General features: G+C 61.9%; 14 protein-coding genes and 1 pseudogene. 2 read left to right on the top strand and 13 right to left on the bottom strand.

From position 1 onward, the window contains the following. Positions 1 to 29: 29 nt before the first annotated feature. From ACCAA_RS12245 to ACCAA_RS12225, 5 genes and pseudogenes are all read right to left on the bottom strand, one after another. The gene (locus tag ACCAA_RS12245; RefSeq protein WP_186407536.1) at positions 30 to 2,960 is read right to left on the bottom strand and encodes a DEAD/DEAH box helicase family protein; all 2,931 of its coding nucleotides are present in this window, start codon (positions 2,958 to 2,960) and stop codon (positions 30 to 32) included. Beyond that, positions 2,953 to 4,233 carry a restriction endonuclease subunit S gene (locus ACCAA_RS12240; protein ID WP_186407535.1) on the bottom strand — a complete coding sequence of 427 codons (1,281 nt, stop codon included), beginning with the start codon at positions 4,231 to 4,233 and terminating at the stop codon, positions 2,953 to 2,955. Before ACCAA_RS12240 ends, ACCAA_RS12245 begins: the two co-directional genes overlap by 8 nt. A 234-nt stretch (positions 4,234 to 4,467) precedes the next feature. After that, positions 4,468 to 4,923 (bottom strand): transposase, encoded by a 456-nt coding sequence (locus ACCAA_RS12235; RefSeq protein WP_186407593.1) that lies wholly within the window; start codon positions 4,921 to 4,923, stop codon positions 4,468 to 4,470. Between the two features lie 229 nt (positions 4,924 to 5,152). Then, positions 5,153 to 5,242, bottom strand: a pseudogene (locus tag ACCAA_RS22070) (hypothetical protein); the annotation flags it as partial. An 88-nt stretch (positions 5,243 to 5,330) separates the two neighbouring features. Further along, positions 5,331 to 7,340 carry a type I restriction-modification system subunit M gene (locus tag ACCAA_RS12225; protein WP_186407534.1) on the bottom strand — a complete coding sequence of 670 codons (2,010 nt, stop codon included), beginning with the start codon at positions 7,338 to 7,340 and terminating at the stop codon, positions 5,331 to 5,333. Between the two features lie 272 nt (positions 7,341 to 7,612). Here ACCAA_RS12225 and ACCAA_RS12220 point away from each other — a divergent pair, with 272 nt between their 5' ends. Next, entirely contained in the window at positions 7,613 to 8,170 is a 558-nt protein-coding gene (locus tag ACCAA_RS12220; RefSeq protein ID WP_186407533.1) for a septal ring lytic transglycosylase RlpA family protein, read from the top strand. A gap of 26 nt (positions 8,171 to 8,196) precedes the next feature. Here the strand turns inward: ACCAA_RS12220 and ACCAA_RS12215 are convergent, their stop codons facing one another. The 3 genes from ACCAA_RS12215 to ACCAA_RS12205 all read right to left on the bottom strand — a co-directional run bounded on the left by ACCAA_RS12215 (position 8,197) and on the right by ACCAA_RS12205 (position 11,518). Then, entirely contained in the window at positions 8,197 to 8,847 is a 651-nt protein-coding gene (locus tag ACCAA_RS12215; RefSeq protein ID WP_245754556.1) for a hypothetical protein, read from the bottom strand. 225 nt (positions 8,848 to 9,072) lie between these two features. After that, entirely contained in the window at positions 9,073 to 11,133 is a 2,061-nt protein-coding gene (gene recG, locus ACCAA_RS12210) for an ATP-dependent DNA helicase RecG (RefSeq protein WP_186407531.1), read from the bottom strand. Position 11,134: 1 nt separating this feature from the next. Beyond that, positions 11,135 to 11,518 carry a RidA family protein gene (locus ACCAA_RS12205; RefSeq protein ID WP_186407530.1) on the bottom strand — a complete coding sequence of 128 codons (384 nt, stop codon included), beginning with the start codon at positions 11,516 to 11,518 and terminating at the stop codon, positions 11,135 to 11,137. 45 nt (positions 11,519 to 11,563) lie between these two features. Here ACCAA_RS12205 and ACCAA_RS12200 point away from each other — a divergent pair, with 45 nt between their 5' ends. Then, positions 11,564 to 11,902, top strand: a complete 339-nt coding sequence (locus ACCAA_RS12200; RefSeq protein WP_186407529.1) for a tetratricopeptide repeat protein — start codon at positions 11,564 to 11,566, stop codon at positions 11,900 to 11,902. 74 nt (positions 11,903 to 11,976) lie between these two features. On the opposite strand, the gene ACCAA_RS12195 is transcribed toward ACCAA_RS12200, so the two are convergent. The 5 genes from ACCAA_RS12195 to ACCAA_RS12175 all read right to left on the bottom strand — a co-directional run. Continuing rightward, positions 11,977 to 12,573: a DUF2802 domain-containing protein gene (locus ACCAA_RS12195; protein WP_186407528.1), complete on the bottom strand. Its 597-nt coding sequence runs from the start codon at positions 12,571 to 12,573 to the stop codon at positions 11,977 to 11,979. A gap of 140 nt (positions 12,574 to 12,713) precedes the next feature. Then, positions 12,714 to 13,916: an acetyl-CoA C-acyltransferase gene (locus ACCAA_RS12190; protein ID WP_186407592.1), complete on the bottom strand. Its 1,203-nt coding sequence runs from the start codon at positions 13,914 to 13,916 to the stop codon at positions 12,714 to 12,716. Between the two features lie 21 nt (positions 13,917 to 13,937). Beyond that, positions 13,938 to 16,325 carry a 3-hydroxyacyl-CoA dehydrogenase/enoyl-CoA hydratase family protein gene (locus tag ACCAA_RS12185; RefSeq protein WP_186407527.1) on the bottom strand — a complete coding sequence of 796 codons (2,388 nt, stop codon included), beginning with the start codon at positions 16,323 to 16,325 and terminating at the stop codon, positions 13,938 to 13,940. 221 nt (positions 16,326 to 16,546) lie between these two features. Next, a complete protein-coding gene (locus ACCAA_RS12180) occupies positions 16,547 to 17,857 on the bottom strand; it encodes an OmpP1/FadL family transporter (RefSeq protein WP_186407526.1) in 1,311 nt (436 codons plus the stop codon). A gap of 278 nt (positions 17,858 to 18,135) precedes the next feature. Continuing rightward, on the bottom strand, positions 18,136 to 19,872 hold a 1,737-nt coding region (locus tag ACCAA_RS12175), incomplete at its 5' end, for a 3-hydroxyacyl-CoA dehydrogenase NAD-binding domain-containing protein (RefSeq protein ID WP_186407525.1).

Below are 19,872 nucleotides of genomic sequence, written 5' to 3'. Positions count from 1 at the left end.
GCTTGGGGGTGTCCGGCAAAGTCATGGCCTCAGGCAGCCAGGGATAAATGGGTCTGGATGACGGTCACCGCCATGATGTCGAAGATACCGCCAGTGTCGGTGTATTTCGGGTCGGCGAGTTCCTCATAGCGTCCACGGGAGTTGTAGGTCGTCTGGATCTCGCCGTTGACCTGTCCGTGGTACGGGCCTTCAAGATAGATCACGTTCCCGCGGTGCGCCTGGACGGTGGCTCGGATGACCGGATCGGCGATCTTCTCTTCGGTCACCTCTCGGATGTAGAGCGCTTCGTCGTCGGTGATTTGATGTTCGGCAAGGATTTGCGCGATCATGTCCTGCACCGACGACTTCACCGGCACCGGGCCGGCGCCGCCTTTCCGTGTACCGGGCTGTAGCTTCACCGGGCCGCCGCTGTTCATCACGCCCTGATACTGCACCGCCGCCCTGGTGACCACGGTAGCGCGAATCTGCTGCATCAGTTCCGAAACGGTCCCGGCCTTGACAAGTTGCGGGCCGACGTAGTCGGCGAAAGTGGCGAACTCCTGAACCGCCGGCGGGTAGGTGAAAAAGCAGGCGAGGAAATGGAAGCCCTTCACGAAGCGAGCGAGCAGGTAGGCGAACGCCTTGCGCTCTTCCCAACCGGTGAGCCTCGCCTGAAAGCGCGTGCGCAGGGCATTCACCTGGAATTGCACCTGCGCGTCGGTCCCGCTCTTGAGCAGGGTGAGCAGGTCGCCGGCGTCCTTCTGGGTAAAGACGCCCGCCGCGAGAATCTCCGCGTGCAGTTTCAGGCAGGTTTCCTGGTCCGGCTCCTCCGGCTCGAACGGCGTTCCCTTGCGATACCTGGCGAAGGCTTTGAGGATTTGTCTGGCGTTGTTGGTGAAGTCCACGACCACCACATCCTTTTTGCCGGAGTGACAGCGGTTCAGCCGCGAGACCGTTTGCACCGCGTTGCGCTCCAGCACTGGCTTGTCGAGGAACATGCCGGCAAGCAGGGGCTGGTCGAAACCGGTCTGAAATTTGTTGGCCACCACCATGATACGGTAGTCGTCGCCCTCGAAGCGGTCTTCGATCAACTCGCCCGTCTGCAACTCATTGACGGCGTGTTCGCTGATCGCAGCGTTGGTCTGCGGGTGGACGAAATCCGAGAAGGCAAAGAGCACCTTGTAGTCGGCGCCGCGCTCCTTGAGTTTCTCCTTGATGATGTTGAAATAGCGCAGCCCGGCCACGCGCGACGAAGTGACGATCATCGCCTTGGCGCGTCCGCCGATGAGCGGCTGCACGTCTTTCTCGAAGATGCGCAGCATCACCTCGGCCTTGTACTGGATCAGCCCGTCGTCCTGAAACGCCACGTTCTGCAGCGCCCTTGAGACGACACCCTTGGGGTAGAGCTTCTCCCCGTCGTTCTCTTCCGCTGTCGGGACGATGGGGCAATGCAGATTGTAGAGCGTCTTGTACGAAATGATGCTCGCCGCGACGTCCACGATGTAGCCCTCGGCGATGGCCTCCGCTTCGGTGTAGCTGTCGAACGGCTTGCCGAACATCGACACAGTGACCGGTGCCGGTGTGGCGGTGAAGGCGACGAACAACTGATTCAGATCATGCTCGCGGATGACCTTGGCGATCTGCTCTTCGAGATCCTCCTCGGGTGCCTCAATGTCTGGTTCGCTCTCCTTGCGGAACGGCAGGCGAATGGCCGCGCCCATCTGGCCTTCCTGTGAGCGGTGCGCTTCATCGATCAGGAACGCCACCCGCAACGTCTTCAATTCCGGGTTCTGCTGAATCTCCTCCAGCACCCAGGCAAACTTCTGCTGCGTGGTGACGATGATGGATTTCCGTTCCCTGAGGAAGCGCGGCAGGTCATCGGCTTTTTTCGCGATGCCGACCACACCCGCAAGGTGGGTGAACTGATCAATGTCCTCGCGGATGTTCGTGTCGAGCGATTTTCGATCGGTGAGGATGAAGGTGATGTCCACCAGCTTCTCGTTGGTGCCGGGTTTGAACAGGCTGTGCAGCCGGTCGGCCAGCCAGCAGATGGATAGCGTCTTGCCGCTGCCGGCGGAATGGTCGGCGAGATACTTTTTACCGATGTCGCCCGTCGTCGCGAAGTGGGCCGTGATGTCCTCCGCCACCCGGCGCACCAGGCGGCTTTGGTGATAACGCGGGAAGAGGGTAGAGGCCGGCCGGGCCGGTTTGTCGTCTTCGGCTTCCCGCTTGGGCACGCGAACGAGGAAGAACGAAAGCGCCTCCAGCAAGTGCTCAGGCGACAGCACCTCGCGATAAAGGAACTCGACGGGATACTCGCCGGCATTCGTCGGCGTGTTGGTCAGCCCCCTGTTGTGCCAGCGGAAGTTCTGCCCGCGGCGAGGGTCGGTGGCGGCCATCGCGTCGCTGGTGTCGGCGGCGAGGTAGAGGAAGGGATGCTGGAAAATATTCTGTGTGTGGTCGCGCTGGGTGAATTGCGCCACGGCGTCATGCACGTTCTGATTGGCCTCGTGCTTCAGTTCCATCGCCACGATGGGCAAGCCGTTGAGGTAGAGGACAAAATCAATCTCGTGGTTCGCGTCGCCGAAATAGAAGTGCGGTCGGAAGGTGATGCGGTTCTCGGCGTACTTGGTGGCGGCGGCGCTCGCGGCGGAGCGTGGCTTCGGATAGAAGAGACGGAACTCCAGCCCGCGTACCGGCAAGCCCTGGCGGAAGAGCATCCACAGCGGTGTGTGCTCGAGTTCGTTGCGCAGTGCCTTGAAGACTTCCTCGCGCGCGTCGGTGCCGTAATCGTCGACCAGCTTCTTCAGCGTGTCGGCCTGGCTGGCTTTGAGGAAGGCCCAGAGCTGGTCTTCGGCGATGAAGTGCTCGCTGTCCGTAATCTCGGACTGCTCCAGCACGGCATAGCCGTGCTCGCGGACCAGGTAATCCGCGATGTGCTGCTGAAAAGTCAGCTCCGGAGCCTTCTTCTTCTTAGCCATGGCCTTCGACCCGGTTGATGTCTGCCTCGGTGATTCGCCGCTGGCCGGTGACGCATTCGTGAATCAGGGACTTGCGGTAGGCAGTGAGGGTCGCGATTTGGATTTCGATGCAACCAAAGAGACTCCGCTGTTTCAAATCATGGTGCTCGATCTTGGCAACAATCTCGCGTTGCACACTGACCTTTGGAAACGGAATGCGAATGAGCCCAAGGTCACTGTGGCTGAGCCCCTGTCGCGACGCACCAGTGAAGGTCGAAAGGATCTGATCTTGGCCCATCGGCGACGAAAGAAAGGCGGCAAGAAATCGGTGGTCGGCGCACGGGCCAGGGCGAATGACGCAGACGTGCTGGTTGACGTTTCCTTCGCCGAATCCGTCGGGCACGAACGTGCAACGACCAATCGAAGCCCCGGTGATATTGAGCAGCACGTCTCTCGGCTTCACTTGGCTGCCATTCATCCTTGCATGGGTTTCTGCCGAAATGCAGGCCACATCATCGAGACGGAGACCGTCGAAATGAACGTTTTGACTTCGTATCAGCGGGATGCCGCTGTCGAGATAGCCAGCAGAGCCACCATCTGGTGTGACGCCGCTCGTTATCTTCGCCGCTACGTCTTTGACCCTCTCACTAATTGCGCCACTGTGATCAGCGAAGAAGGCGTGGATGATGGATTTGCGGAGAGCGTCGAGGGTTTCGAGTTGGCGGCGTTTGGCGGCCACCGCCGCATCAATTGCCGCGCAACTCGCATCCAGATACGCCGCGATGCGCTGTTGCTCCATTGGTGGAGCATCAGCCCAAGGAATTGCTTCGAGCTTTTCCGCAGTCAGGTGGGCTATCGTCGTGCGGCTGACAATGGCATCAATGAACCCTGCGTGTTTGATGTTGTAGAGCCAATAGTAGAGGAAGCGGGCGGAAGCATTCTGACGAGGACGAACCCGATTGACTGCATTCTGAAAATAACACTCATCAAGTCCCCCAGTCCAGATTGCGCAGCGCCCAACATCACCGCCCTCGTTAACAAGCAAGTCGCCGACCCGGAGAAGGAGTTCCTTTTTTTCCCGTGGTGCAAACCACATCGTCTTGATGTCGGAGACATCGACACCTTCCCACTGGACATTGGCAGAACGGACGTAAGGCTCTTCCGTCTCATCTGGCTTGCCTTGCTCCGGCTGAAGCATTTTCCCGAGCACGACCTCGAAGCCGCGCTTTAGAATCCGTTCCTGCCAAGGCGTTGGAAATGTCTTTTGACCGTTTATTGTGAGCGGTGCAGCCATAGGTCTATTTCCCGCCTTCCATTTCCACCCGCACCATATCAGCAAGTTGCCTGGCAGTCGGCAGTTTCCCTTTCAATTCGCCAGGCAGGTCCGCCTGCAATTCATAGGGGGCGACGCCGGTAGGCGGAATTATCCCAACGGGATTCCATCCTCCAGCCCAGGGTTGGCCGGAGGAACGACGGCCTAACCTGGGAATATGGATCGAAGCCGCCCAACCCCAACGGGGTTGTGTCCTCAATCCCAAACGTAACGCTCGTCCGCTGCGACGCCGTATTTTTGCAGAAGGGTCCGATATTCGTCCTGAAAGGTTCGCTGTTTGTGATGCTCCTCTTGGCTGGCGATGTAATGGCTGGTACGTTCCAGTGCCGAGGTGCTCACCGAAAAAACGCCAAATCCCGCCTGCCACGCAAAGGCTGCCAACGCCGGGTTGCGTCGTTTGATCCAGATGCTGGAGACGCGTTTTATTTCCTTCACCCAATCGGATTGTGTGACGCTGCGAGCCATCCGGCAGAGAAGATGCACATGATCTTCGACGCCTCCGACAATGACTGGCGGGCAATCCAATGATTTGGATACACCTCCGAGATAGGCGTGCATTTCCTGCCGGACTTCTGGAGCCTGCAAGAACGGCTGGCGATCCTTGGTGGAAAACACCAAATGGAGATAAACGGCGGATAACGATTGAGGCATGACGTATCCCTTCTGACGCAACCCCGTTGGGGTTGGGCTGGCCATCGGCGGGCACCCAGGGTAGGCCCGCAGACGGGCCTACCCTGGGCTGGAGGACGAAGCCCCCTTGGGGCACCTGCTCCGGCAGGGCGAGGTCGACGTTGTGCGCTTTCTTCTCGGTCACGGCGAGCTTGAAGGCGCTGGCCTTGATTTGATTGAGCAGCACATTGCGCGACCAGCCGAAACGGGCGGTGGCGCGCAGATACCCGAGGCGCGCGGCGGGGGCTTTGACCTTCTTGAGGATCTCGACGTGGTGGCCCCACGGGATTGCGGGCAGCAATTCTTGAACAAGCTATTCAAGAAATTCAGTTCCTCGATGAACTGCCGATAGTCGCCGCCGATCGCCAGGGTGATGTCGGTGGGCGTTGTCATCGGGCGAGTCCCGCGAGCATCGTCTCCGCCTCTTTCTCCAGCCGCCAGAACTCCGCCAGGAGATCTTTCGCTGGCGTCGGCGGCTGGTAGCGGTAAAAATATTTGTTCGGCAGGATTTCGTAGCCGAGGATCGTCTTGCCGTTCTTCTTCGTCTCCTCCCAGCGGATGATCGGCTTGGCAATTTCACGCTTCAGGAAGGCCGCGATGTCCTCGCCGTGCGGGATGTATTCGTCGTCCTGCACGTAGTGCCGGTGCGTCCAGTCGACGGCGAGCGTCTCGTCGGCGTCGGCCAGCGCTTCCCTGAACTTCCTGGCGGCGTTGTCGTTGGCTTTGACGGTGAACTCGACGGTCTTTTCCTCACCCCTCGCCTTCAGCCGAACGCGGAAGCGCAGCTCGCTGGCGTGGAAGTCCTGTTCCTTCTTCAGATTCGCGGCGCTGAAGGTCTTCTGGTAAGGCTCGGTCACGATGGCCGGCTGGTCGTGCTCATCGGTCTGCCAGAAGACGACGCTGACCTTGTGGTAGGCGAAGTCTTCGCGCCGAAAAATCTTGACCTGCTCGTCGGTGGTGCCCTCGGCCCAGCCTTCGCTATAACGTTCTTCGATCCACGCGCGATGCGCATCGGTGATGCGGTTGCGTTTGTTGCCGAAGGATTTCGGCTCCTTCTCAAACTGCTGGCGGGCGTCGATGAGCATCACGCGGCCCTGGTGGCTGGCGGGTTTGTCGTTGCGCAGCAGCCAGATGTACGTGAAGATGCCCGTGTTGTAGAAAAGCTGGTCCGGCAGCATGACAATCCCGTCGAGCCAGTCGTTCTCCAGAATCCAGCGGCGGATTTCGCTCTCCCCTGAGCCGCAGTCGCCATTGGAAAGCGGTGAGCCGTTGAAGATGATGGCGATGCGGCTGCCGCCGCTGTTGCCAGCCGCGTCGGGCGAAGCCATCTTGGCCAGCATGGTTTGCAGGAAGAGCAGCGCGCCGTCGTTCACGCGCGGCATCCCGGCCTTGTAGCGAGTTCGCTCCAGCTTGCGGGCCTCCTTCTCGTAGCCATCCTTGCCGCCCCAGGTGACGCCGAAGGGCGGATTGCTCAGCATCCGCTGGAAACGCCATTGGGTCTCCGGCCACTGGTCGCCCGGCTCCCTGCTGTGCGGCTCGTGCGGGATGAGCGAGTTGCCGAGGTGGACGGTGGCCTGCCGGTCGTTCTTGATCAGCAGGTCGGCCTGACAGACGGCATAGTTGGTGGGAGAAAGCTCCTGTCCGTGAACGGTGACGTATTTCTCCACCCGCGCCTTCTCGTCCGCCGTGTCGGCACGTTCCAGCAGGTGCTCTTTCGCCACCGACAACATGCCGCCGGTGCCGCTGGCGGGATCGTAGATCGAGAAATGCTTGTTCGGGATGGGAATGTCGAGCAACTCGACCATCAGGCGGATGACTTCGCGCGGCGTGAAGTGTTCTCCGGCCTCGTCACCGCTCTGCTCCGAAAAGCGCCGCAGCAGTTCCTCGTAGATGTAGCCCATCTCCAGCCCGGAAAGCTGGCCAGGGCCGAGGGCGAATTCCTTGTACTGGTTGAGAATCGGCGCCAGCCGGTTGTTCTTCACCATCAGGCCGATAGTGGCGCGGTAATTGAAGTGCTCGATGATGTCGTCAACGTTCTGCGAGAAGCCATTGATGTAGGCGCGGAAGTTCTCCTCCAGCAGCGCGTGATCTTCCTCGTAGACCGAGCGTAGCGTCCAGTCGGTGGTGTTCGAGAACGGGCACTGCCTGGGATTCAGCTCCAGATCCTTGACCAGCCGGGCAAGCTCTTTCTCGGTCAGGTTGGGCCGGTTTTTCAGCACCTCGGCGGACTTCTTCTCCCGCCAGTCAACCAGCACGCACTCCAGCCGGCGAATGACGATTATGGGCAGGATGACGCTCTGGTATTCGTAGGACTTGAACTTGCCGCGCAAGCGCTCGGCGGACTTCCAGATGTCGGCGGCGAGATTGTCGAGCTTGGGTTTGTTGAGCGAGAGAGCCATCAGAAGTCCTGCCAAATACACGGTACCGAATTGCCGCAAGAAGCGGCCTCTTGGAAAAGTAGGGTGAAAGCATACACCGGGGTTGACGGGCGAGGGCTTCGCGGCTGATGGCCTACGAGTGTAGCTACCCATCGTTGACCTACGCGCGCCACCGTACAGAAGGAATCAGATTCAAGGCTTATGGTCGTCCGTAGCAAGAGCCAGGGGCATCAGTTGCCGACCAGTCCGATGCACCCACAATCACCGTCGCCCCCTTATGGAGTGTTGACCACATGCCGCAGATCTCCCCATGCAATCGTCTGGCCGTGGTACTGGCGGTGTGTACCGTCAGCGTGAGTACGGCCGGGTTCACACTGCAGGCTCGCGCCGAAGGAAGTCCCGCGACGCAGAAATCGACATCGTTGCGACACGCCACTTCACCCGCCAAACCCAAACTCGACGTGTCGGGCCACAAGCGCGTCGGTGAAGCGTCGTTCTATTCAAAAAAATCTGTCGGCAAAAAGATGGCGGACGGCACCGCAATGAAGCCGCACGGTGACAATGCGGCCAGCAAGACGCTGCCGCTCGGCACCACGGCGAAAGTCACCAACATGGAGACCGGAAAGAGCGCCGTGGTCACCATTCAGGACCGTGGGCCGCATGTGAAGGGGCGAATCGTGGATCTATCGCCGTCCACCGCGCAGAAGATCGGCATCGAGCGCGACGAAGGCGTGGCCAAGGTGGAGGTCACGCCAATCACGGTTCCGCTGCCTGACGGCAGCGTGAAAACCGGCGTCGCGACGCCGGGCACGAAAACGGCCAAGCGCACTTCCAGCAGTCGGGTCGAGTGACGGACCCGGCTGTGACGCACGCCTTGCTACGCCACTTTGGCTCCTTCAGCGGGCTTGGCCTCCTTCGGCGGGCTTGGCTCCTTCAACGGGCAGTTCGCGTCGTAGGTCTCCTGCATCCGCTTGAGCTTGAGAACACCGTAAAAGACAGTGGTCGCCATGATAACGACCAGCAGTCCCACCAGCATCCTCTCGTGATCATAGGAGGCGAGACGATTGGCGACGTAGGCCGCAATGATCAAACCCAGGGCGGCGAGGTTGATGATCATGTTGGTCGTCTTTGAAACGATATAGTGCAGGGTGCCGAAGCCGGCAAGCTGATAGAGCATGAAGGGCAGGACCGCCATCGCCGGCAGTAGCTCGGAAGCCCCCAAGGTCACGTCGATGGCGCCGGGCGCCGCGGCGTGCAGCAGCTTGCTGTGCGCCAACTCATGGAACAGCGGCGGCACTGCACAGAGAAAGGGAACCACGGACATGAGTTCAAGGACCAGCGACCCGCTCCAGAGGCTAACCCTGGACGAATGATCAGCCCCCGCACCGTCCGACTGAGAACCGACGAACAGGCCGGCGACGACAGCCGTTGCGCACGAGAGGATCAGCAACTCGACGGCAATCCCGAAGCTGGCTGGTTCGCCGGCCTTGATCAGCAGCAGGGCGACGAACCCCGGGGTAAAGAACATGACGCGTACCATCCGGGCCCAAACGCGCGCGTCACGCTCCGGGGGCAGGATGGGCAGCGCAAGTCCATCGATGCCAATTCGTGGCCTATCTTTTGACACTTTGTTCTCCCTGAGACGAAAAATATTGAGGATCATCGGCAAGCGTAGCACGTTCTGGCGTGTGAATAAATCGCCAGACGCGCTCCTCGCTCCTGCCAATGGGTATCCAGCGCCAGGCTACGTCTTTCAGGCTTTCAGCAACTCCTCCCGATTCCCCAGCCAGCGCCTGAGATGGTGCCCGGCACGCTCGGGATCATCACGCAGCCACTTGGCCGCCGTCTCTTGCGCCAGTTCGACTAGGTCGGCATCGACTTCGAGGTCGGCGTAACGCAGCAGCGGCGCTCCCGACTGGCGACTGCCGACGAACTCGCCGGGACCACGCAGGCGGAGATCCTGGCGGGCAATCTCGAAACCGTCGCTGTTCTCGAAAATGATCTTCAGCCGCGCGCGGGCAGTTGGCGACAGCGGTTGCTGGTAGAGCAACACGCACACCGAATCATGGGCTCCACGGCCGACACGGCCGCGCAACTGGTGAAGCTGCGAAAGCCCGAAGCGTTCGGCGTGTTCGATGACCATCAAACTGGCGTTGGGCACATCGACGCCGACTTCGATCACCGTCGTCGCGACCAGCACGTCGACCTCGCCGGCGACGAATGCAGCCATCACGGCAGCCTTTTCATCGCCCCTGAGACGACCATGCACTAGGCCGATACGCAGACCGGCGAGTTCAACGGTCAGCGCGGCGTGCGTATCAAGCGCCGCCTGCAGTTCGAGTTTGGTTGATTCCTCGATCAGTGGGCAGACCCAGTAGGCCTGCCTGCCACTGGCGGCCACCGCGCGCACTGCGGCAGTGACCTCATCGCGCCGCTGGTCCGAGAACAATCGGGTTCTGACCGGAGAGCGGTCTGGCGGTAGTTCGTCGATCACCGAAACGTCGAGATCGGCGTAATAGCTCATCGCCAGCGTGCGCGGAATCGGCGTCGCGGACATCATCAACTGGTGCGGGTTGACGCCCTTGCGCCGCAACTCGAGCCGCTGCACGACGCCAAAGCGATGCTGCTCGTCGACGATCGCCAGCCCGAGTCGGGCAAAGTCGATGTTTTCCTGTATCAGGGCGTGCGTTCCGACGACCAGTTGCGCGCTGGTCGCCGCCTGCACCTGCTTGGCCCGCCTGATTCCTTTGCTGAGCCCACCCGACAGGCAGACCACCTCGATGCCCAGCGGTGCCAGCCAAGTGCGCAGCTTGAGATGGTTCTGCTCGGCCAGGATTTCCGTCGGGGCCATGAAAGCGGCCTGATGACCCGCCTCGATGGCCTGACACGCTGCCAGCGCAGCGACGATCGTCTTGCCGCAACCGACATCGCCCTGCAGCAAGCGCTGCATCGGGTAGGGCTGCTCGAGGTCGGCAATGATCTCGTCGGCGACGCGCCGCTGTGCGGCAGTCAGGGCAAAGGGCAGCGCCGCCTGGAGAGCGTTCGCCAAGCGGCCAGCAGGAGCCAGTTCGGGCGCACCCTTGCGCCGGCGAGCCAGGTAGGCGCGGCGCAGCGAAAGTTGCTGGGCCAGCAACTCGTCGAACTTGATTCGTCGCCAGGCCGGATGGCTGCGTGTTTGCAGCGCGGAGTCAGCCGAATCAGTGAGCTCGGGCGGCGGCGCGTGCAGCAGCGCCAGCGCGGTCGCCAACGACGGCAGCGAATGACTTTGGCACCAGCGATCGTCGAACAGATCGGCCAGATCGGCCTCTTTCAGCGCCCGTGCGATGAGTCGGCGCAGTGCGCTCTGCGATAAACCGGCAGTGCTCGGATAGACGGGGGTCAGCGACTGTGGCAGGGCTTCGTCATCGGCAAGGACACGGTAGCGTGGATGGACCATCTCGGGGCCCAGGAAACCGGAGCGGATTTCGCCGAAAATGCGCAGCCGCAGCCCTTGATCGCGCGCGGCTGCGAGCGCCCTCATCTGGCTGCCGTAGAAGTTCAGGAAACGCAAGAAGAGGATGCTGTCGTCGCCGTTGGCGTCGCTGACCCGGGCGACGAGTTGGCGACGGGCCGCCGGCGTGATCGAAACGTCGAGGACCCGCGCGTCGACCTGTACAGGAACGCCAACGGGAGCGTCGGCGATTCGCGTCAGGCGCGTCTCGTCCTCGTAGCGCAAGGGAAGATGGAGGACGAGATCGGAGGACCGCTCCAGCCCCAGCTTGCGCAGCCGACTCCGGATGGCTGGCGAAGCATCGATCTCCTCCGCGGCAGGCATATCAGCCGTCGACCACCATCACCGCATCGGCCTCGACCAGCGCAGCGCGCGGCAACGAGGCGACACCGACCGCAGCACGAGCCGGAAAGGGCTCGGAGAAATAGCGGCCCATGACCTCATTGACCTGCCCGAAGTGGGCCAGATCAGTGAGAAAAACGTTTATTTTGACGACCTCTGCCAGCGAGCCGCCGGCGGCCGTCGCCACCGCCTTGAGGTTGTCGAAAACACGAACGATCTGCGCATCTATCCCGTCGACCATCTGCATGCTGTCCGGGTCGAGGCCGATCTGTCCCGAGAGATAAACGGTGTTGCCCACTTTGACTGCCTGCGAGTAAGTGCCGATCGCCGCTGGCGCATGCGGCGTTGAAATGATCGTTCTGGCCATGCTGGGGTCCTCTACAATGTGTCAGGTTGAAACCGGGGATATTAAATGACGACCGCGATCATCGCCAATCTCGAAAAGCTGCTCGGTGGCCCACGTGACGGCGCCTTGCTACGCTATTCACTCGGCAACGAGCATCTGAAGGCCGGCAATTTTGCCCAGGCCGTGATCCACCTGCGGGCAGCGGTCGACCGCGATGCCCGGTATTCGGCCGCCTGGAAGCTGCTCGCCAGGGCGCTCGGCGAGAGCGGCCACCTGCCCGAAGCGCTCACCGCGTATGAACAGGGAATCATCGTCGCCGAAGCCAGGGGAGACCTCCAGGCGGCCAGAGAAATGACCGTTTTTGCTCGGCGACTGCGTCGGCAAGTGCCCGCGACCGACGAGTGACGCGTGCAGATTCAACGTGGCTGGACTCCCTGACGCGGCCCGGACGACCCGGCCGGCCTCGCTCCTCGCCTCTCTCAAAGACTCTCACTGCGATTGCGTGCCAGCGCCACCACCAGGTCTGCCTCGGCACGGGCTATGCCACAATGATGCGCGATGGTGGTCGCGTCATGCCCCTGGACGGCCATTTGCATGGCATCGTTGTAGAGCGGCGAAGGACCCGGCGCGGACCCTTCAGACTGGACCAGTTGACGCCGAAAATCGTCGCGAGCGGCCAGCACTTCGCTGCGCAACCCGTCCACCTCGCAGCGCAACTGATAGACCTCCCGCTGTAGCGCGGCGATCAGGCCCTGCCCCGGCGGAATCCCCGGCGGCGGCTCGTTCCAGGGGAACTGCGGCGCACCTGCATCGCCCTGCGTGGTGGACTCGGGGGCCGCGGCGGTCAGAGGGACTGGGCTCGCAGTTTCAGTCGGCGGCACTGGCACCGGGTTCTGAATGGCGCTGTAGGTAGCCACAGCCGACTGCGCAGCAAGCGACGACGCCAATGGGACCTGTCGCTCGCGCTGCAGACGCCGCATGCGCACGAGGAGGACCACGATGTACAACACCAGCAGCCCGATGATCGCAATCAAGCCTTCGCGCCAACCCAGACTATCCAGTAGCTCGAGATCCATTGCGCGCCTTAGTGACTGTGTTCGTGCACATTATGCCAGACACTTGCCCCGCCTCAAGGGCCATCTTGCAGGCTTGCACTGGACAAGCAAAATCCTCGTCCGGAAACCGGACGAGGATCGCCGAGGTCCTTACGGGCAACTTACCAGATCGCTTCGAACAACCCCGCTGCGCCCATACCAGTACCGATGCACATCGTCACCATACCGTAACGCTGTCGGGTGCGCTGCAATCCGTGCACCAGCGTGGCGGTCCGGATGGCGCCCGTGGCCCCCAACGGGTGACCGAGAGCGATCGCGCCACCGAGCGGGTTCACCTTGCTCGGATCGAGATCGAGAGTGCGCATGACGGCCAGTGCCTGCGCGGCAAAAGCCTCATTGAGTTCGAACCAGTCGACGTCATCCTGGCGGACACCCGCTTGCTTGAGGACCCGCGGAATCGCCTCGATCGGGCCGATGCCCATGATCTCGGGCGCCACGCCAGCCACCGAAAATCCGGCAAAGCGCGCCAGCGGCTTGAGGTCGAACTGTTTGAGGATCTTCTCTGAAACGACCAGTACGGCGGCGGCACCGTCGGACATCTGCGAACTGTTTCCGGCGGTCACCGACCCGCGTGCGGCGAAAACCGGCCGCAGTCTGGAGAGAGCCTCGATGCTGCTGTCAGCGCGCGGCCCTTCGTCGTTCTCGGCCAGATACTCATTGACAGTCACTTCGCCGGTGCCGAAATTCGGTCCGCGCGCCGCGACGGCGTAGGGCGATATCTCGGCCTTGAAATGGCCGGAACGAATCGCCGTACAAGCCTTCTGGTTCGATGCGACGGCGAATGCGTCCTGATCTTCGCGCGAGATCTTCCACTGCGCGGCGACTTTCTCGGCGGTGATGCCCATCCCGAAACCGATCGCGTAATTCTCCTTCTGCTCGAAAATGGCCGGGTTGATGGCAATCTTGTTGCCCATCATCTGGTTCATCAGCGACATCGTTTCGGTGCCCGCTGCAAGCATTACATCGGCTTCACCGAGACGGATGCGATCGGCTGCCATGGCCACGGCCTGTACACCGGAAGCGCAGAAGCGGTTGATGGTGATCCCGGGCACCGTGTTCGGCAGGCCGGCCAGCAGCAGGCCGATACGGGCGACGTTCATTCCCTGCTCGGCTTCCGGCATCGCACAGCCGACGATGACGTCGGCGACCAGTGCCGGGTCGATCGCCGGCACTTGCGCCATGACCGACCTGATGGCGTGCGCCAGCATGTCGTCCGGGCGAACGTGGCCCAACATGCCCTTGCGCCTGCCGACCGGCAAGCGCGTCGCGGCGACGATGTACGCTTCCTGAATCTGTTTGCTCATCATCTGTTCTCCTTGCTCGCTTTAATTGCGCAGCGGTTTGCCGGTTTCCAGCAGGTGCTGGATACGCTGCTGGGTTTTCGGGTTCTTCAGCAGGTCGACGAAAAGCTGGCGCTCGACGGTCAGCAACCACTGCTCATCGACCAGTGATCCGGTCTCGATGTCGCCACCGCACAGGGCGGTCGCGGCAGCCTTGGCGACGACATAGTCGTGCGCCGAAATCATGCCGCCTTCCTTCATGTTGGCGAGCATCATTTCGCAGTTGGCGATACCGGTACGACCGGCGACCTTGACCGCGCGCGGCGACAGACGGGGGTAATAACCGGCCTCGGCCAGCCCGCGCGCCTCGCGCAAGGCCACATAGAGCAGTTCGTTGGCGTTGAAGACGATCTTGTCCGACTCGAGGGCAAAACCGAGTTCCCTGGCCTGGGCGCCACTCTTCGAAACCGTCGCCATGGCGATGGTCATGAACACCGGCTGGATGAACTCGAACGGGTCGTTGCCGCCAGTCTTCGCCGCGTGCTGCGCGGCGCGGATGGCAAACTCCTTGCAACCACCGCCGGCTGGAATCAGACCAACACCGGCTTCGACAAGGCCTATGTAGCTCTCCAGCGCGATGACCCGCCGGGCAGCGTGCATCAGGAACTCGCAGCCGCCACCCAGGGCCATTCCCTGCACCGCTGCGACCACTGGCACCTTGGCGTATTTGAGGCACATCGACGAGTTCTGAAACTCGCCCACGTAACGTTCCAGCAGATCGAAGTCACCAGCAGCAATCGCTTCGGCGACCTCCTTGAGGTTGGCGCCAAAAGCAAACGGAGCCTCGTGCCATAGCACCAGGCCCTGGTAATCGGCTTCGGCACGCGCAACGGCTTCCTGCAGGCCAACGATCACGTCGCGACCCAGGGTATGGTTCCTCGTCTTGATGCTGACAATGGCGATGCCTTCGTCTACCTGCGGCAGCGTCCACAGGCGAACACCCTCGTTTTCCCAGATGGTCGTGCCGGCAACCGCTTTTTCGCCGAGGACCCGTTCGGGGAAAATCTGCCGCTGATAGACCGGCAGCGTCGAGCGCGGGCGGTAAGCATCGGCGCTCGCCGAATAGGAACCCTGTGCGGTATGCACGCCGGCCTGTACGACCCGGCCAAAGACCCAGGCCGGCAACGGCGCCGGGCTCATCGCTCGACCGGCGTCGATGTCCGCCTTGACGGCTTCGGCGATCGCCTGCCAACCGGCCGTTTGCCAGCTTTCGAAAGGGCCCTGTGCCCAGCCGAAGCCCCAGCGCATCGCAAAATCGACGTCGCGGGCATTGTCGGCAATGTCGGCGAGGTGGAAAGCGGCATAGTGGAAGATGTCACGGAAGATCGCCCAGAGGAACTGTGCCTGCGGATGTTCGCTGGCGCGCAACTGGGCAAACCTGTCCGCCGGGTTGCGGTTCTTGAGGATCGCCAATACCGTCGGGTCGATGTCGGCAGCAGCGTCGCGATAGTCCTGGAGAGCGAGGTCGAGCACTTTGATGGCGCGGCCATCCTTGCGGAAAATTCCGCAGCGCGTCTTCTGACCGAGCGCTCCCTTGCCGATCAGCGCGGCCAGCCAGCCCGGCACAGTGTAGTAGCCGTGCCACGGGTCTGCAGGCAAGGTGTCCTGCATCGTCTTGACGACGTGCGCCAGCGTATCGAGGCCGACGACGTCGGCGGTGCGGTAGGTGGCGCTCTTCGGGCGACCGATGATCGGGCCAGTCAGTGAATCGACGACATCGAAACCAAGACCCAGGCGCTGGGTGTGGTGCATGACGGCGAGCATCGAGAAAACGCCGACGCGGTTGGCGACGAAGTTCGGCGTATCGAGCGCCCGGACGATCCCCTTGCCGAGACGCGAAACGAGCCACGATTCGAGATCGTCGAGCAGCGAAGGATCGGTCGTTCGAGTGGCGATCAACTCGACCAGATGCATGTAGCGCGGCGGGTTGAAGAAATGGATGCCGCAGAAACGTGGGCGCAGCGCCTCGGGCAGGCCTTCCGACAAGCGGTTGATCGACAGGCCCGAGGTGTTCGAGGCGATGATCGCTGTCGGCGAGATGAACGGCGCGATTCTACGGTACAGATCGTCCTTCCACTCCATCTTTTCGGCAATCGCTTCGATGATCAGGTCGCAATCCTGTAACTGATCGAGGTGCTGCGAGTAGTTGGCGGCATCGATGTAGGCAACGCGGTCCTTGCTGGCCAGCGGTGACGGCTCGAGCTTCCTGAGCGCGTCGATGGCTTTCCCGACCATCCCGCTGGGATCGCCTTCCTTGGCCGGCAGGTCGAAAAGCACCACGGGCACTTCGGCATTCGCGAGGTGCGCGGCAATCTGCGCGCCCATCACGCCCGCTCCGAGTACGGCGGCCTTGCGTACGATGAAGTTGCTCAAGCTGTCCTCCTGTTATAGTCTGGGTCGTCTGCGCTCGCCGGGAACACCCCGCAGCAGTTCTGCACAAACCGCTAAAACGAACGTTTGAATTATACCTTGTCTGGTTTTTTCGTCAAGTGAAAAACGGCCAGCACCCGTTGCAGACTGGCCGATCGAGTCCCTGTGGATGGCGAAAAAAAACCCCGCAAAGCGGGGCTTCTCTGCTGGCTGGTGCCGCGCGATCAGAACGCTATCGAGTACTGTGCGCCCAGAATCCAGACGCTGGAATCGTAGTCTCCGGTGAGCGTACCGCGGTTCGTCAGCGGATTCGCCGTGGTCTGGTTGTTGTTGATCTTGGTGTTCGGGATATACAGATACGCGACCCCGAGATCGACCTTCTGTTGCTTCGCCGGTTTCCATTGCGTCCCGAAGGTGAACCACGTGCGATCATTGTCTGGCAGCGAAGCCAGGCGAGTGCTCGAATTCTTGACCGGTGTCTGGTCATAGGCAAGGCCGAACTGCAGGGTCACCGCTTCGCTGAGAAGGTAGTTCGCCCCCAGCGCGATACGGTAGGTATTCTGGAAATCCGCTTCGATGGTCTGCGCGACGCGGCCAGCTTGCGGTCCCGACGTGCGGTTGATGTCGATGTTCTTGATCGAACTCCAGCCTGTCCAAGACACGTCCCCGAGCAGATCCCAGCGGTCGCTCAGCTTCTGCGTCACGCTCAGAACGAAAGTGTCCGGCACCTCGAGGTTCGCCTTGACGTCGCTCGCTCCACCGCCAAGAATTAGCGCGCGTGCTGTGGCGGTGGCCAGCGCCGTGCCATCGCTCTGCAACTTGGATGTACCGCTGGTGTGATACTGGATGGTTGAGCGATACGACAGGCCCACTTTGGTGGCGGGCGAAATTGTGAACAAGGCGCCCAGATTCCAGCCCCAGGCACTGTCATCAATATTCAAATGTGCGCGTACTCCAGCCAGTCCCGGCGCAATGCCCACTTGCCGATAGTAGTCGGCCTCTATTTTCTGCCAGCTCACGCCACCGCCCAGGGAAACCATCTCGTTGACCCGATAGGCAATCGACGGGTTGATGTTGATCGTCTTGATGTCGAACTGGTCGGACTGCGCGCTACCCTTCCACGGCTTGTCGTACTGGGTCGACAGGCCAAAAGGCGCGTTGATCCCGAGACCGACATAGAGGTCCTTGTTCAGGGCCCACGACAGATACGCATTCGGGGGAAAAGCCCAACTGCCCGCATCGCTACCGTCACCCGTCGCCCCGAAGACGCCCACCCTGGAACCGCCGTCATCGAACTTGAAGCTGGGCCGCACCGCCGCCACGCCGCCGGAGGCCTCGCGCGCCTGCAATTGCGTCATCCCAGCCGGGTTGAAATAGATCGTGCTGGCATCGTTGGCCTTGGCCGCCGAGCCGGCATAGGCATTACCCAGGCCGCTCCCCTGCTCGATCAACTGAAAGCCGGAGGCCGCGGCGCTGCCCGAAAAGACGCCCAGCAGCAGCGCCGGAATCAACTTCATCGAAATCTGTCGTTCCATGTTCAACTCCCCCTTTGGATGTAGTCAGTGCGTGGCTGTTGCGCCAAGTGTCAAGAGCGACTTACCAATCCATCCTAAGGCTAATCTCCAGACAAATCTTCCTCTACGCAAGCTTTGGCAGCTCCCGCTTCTGTCCGTGTTGGTTTATCGCAACATAAGTCAACACTGCTTCGGTTACTTTTACCGTCATCGGCTGCGCTGGGTTACTTTCGGAGTGCGCCTCGCCATGGGGGTTGAGATCGGCACGCATCGGCATGACGCGCAGGATCGGTTGTTGGTCAGGCGTGTTTATTCCTCAGGTAGTTGAGCGGTCCGCCGGTAAAGGGAGCGAAGCCGGTGCCGAAAATGACCCCGGCATCGGCCAGATCGGCGTCGGCAACGATCCCGTCGGCCACCAGTTGTTGCGTCCGTTCGAGCAGGGGCTGCACGAGGCGCTCAGACAGACCAGCCGGCACCTGCCCTGCCGAGCCCTTGACTGCCCGGCCTTGGCAATAGTCGTAGAAACCCCGGCCAGACTTCTTGCCCAGGTGACCGGCGTTGAAACGTTCCAGCAGGCACTTCGGCGGCGCGGCGCCGGCACCGGCGAGGCTCTTGCCGGCAGCCATCGCGACGTCGAGGCCGACCATGTCGACGAGTTCGATCGGCCCCATCGGCATGCCAAAGGCGAGCATCGCCTCGTCTACGGTCTCCGCGGCCAGCCCCTCATCGACGGCGCGCATCGCTGCGAGCATGTACGGACCGAGGACGGCATTGACCAGGAAGCCCGGCGCGCTGCCAACCGGCAGCGGCAGTCGGTCGATCTGCCTGACGAAAGCCGTGCCCCGCAGGACCATTTCCGAATCAGCACCCTGGGCCGCCACGACTTCGACGAGAGGCATCCTGGCCACCGGATTGAAGAAGTGAATGCCGATCAGACGTTCTGGCCTGGCCAGGTCGCTGCGCAGATCCTCGATTCTGAGGCTGGAGGTATTGGTCGCCAGCACCGCGTCGGGTTTCATGACGGCGTCCAGTCTGGCGAGCAAAGCGCGCTTGGCGTCGAGATTCTCGAAGATCGCCTCGATCACCACGTCAGCCTGACGGGCACCATGGCCTTCGGGGTCGGGAATCAGCCGATCCATGACCTTGCGCAGTTCGCGCGGGTCCCGGAGGCGCTGGCGATAAGCCACATAGGCGCGCTGCAGCGCTGGCGCGATGCGCCCGATACCCTGGTCCTCCAGGGTCACCGTCAGTCCGCGCAGGGCGCACCAGGCGGCGATATCGCCGCCCATCACCCCGGCGCCGACGACGTGTACGCGTTTGGCGTGAAAAGAACTGCCTTTCCCGAAACCCTTGAGGCGTTCCTGCATGAAGAACACGCGCAGCAGATTGCGGGCGGTGGGCGAGCGAAAGAGGTGATCGATCAGTTCAGGCGCGGCCAGCGCATTGCCCTGATGCCGGGACCAGAGGTCGATGATCGCATACGGCGCCGGATAGTGCTCGGCGCGCGCGCGCTTGGCGACCCGTTTTCTGGCGCCGGCTGCGACCAGCCTCTTGAACGGGCCGTTGAGCAGGCGCAGCCACCAGGGGGGACGGCGACGCGGCTGATCAGCGAGCACCAGGGAAGCCGCTGCGTTGTCCATCACGCGTGCCGGCACACAGTCATCGGCCAGACCAAGCCGCTTGGCCTTCCTGGCGTCGATCGTCTTGCCGGTGAGCATCATGTCGAGCGCCACTTGCGCTCCGATCCGCTCGGGCAGGCGCATCATTCCACCCCAGCCGGGAACGAGACCCAGCATGACCTCCGGCAAACCCATCCGGGTCGCCGGTTCGTCGACCGCCAGCAGATAGCGACAGGCTAACGCCAGTTCGAGACCGCCGCCAAGGCAGTGGCCGCGCACCAGCGCCAGCGTCGGATAGGGGAGCGCGGCCAGGCGGTTGAAGAGCTGCCAGCCACGCGCCACCAGTTCGACACCCTGTTGGACGAAGCCGCTACGCGGAGGAAACGGCGGCGCTGTCGTGGTGTTGAAGTCAAGATG

The organism is Candidatus Accumulibacter aalborgensis (assembly GCF_900089955.1).
Classification (GTDB): Bacteria; Pseudomonadota; Gammaproteobacteria; order Burkholderiales; family Rhodocyclaceae; genus Accumulibacter; species Accumulibacter aalborgensis.
Note: the sequence above shows the minus strand (reverse complement) of the source record. Positions and strands in the feature narration are given on the sequence as shown.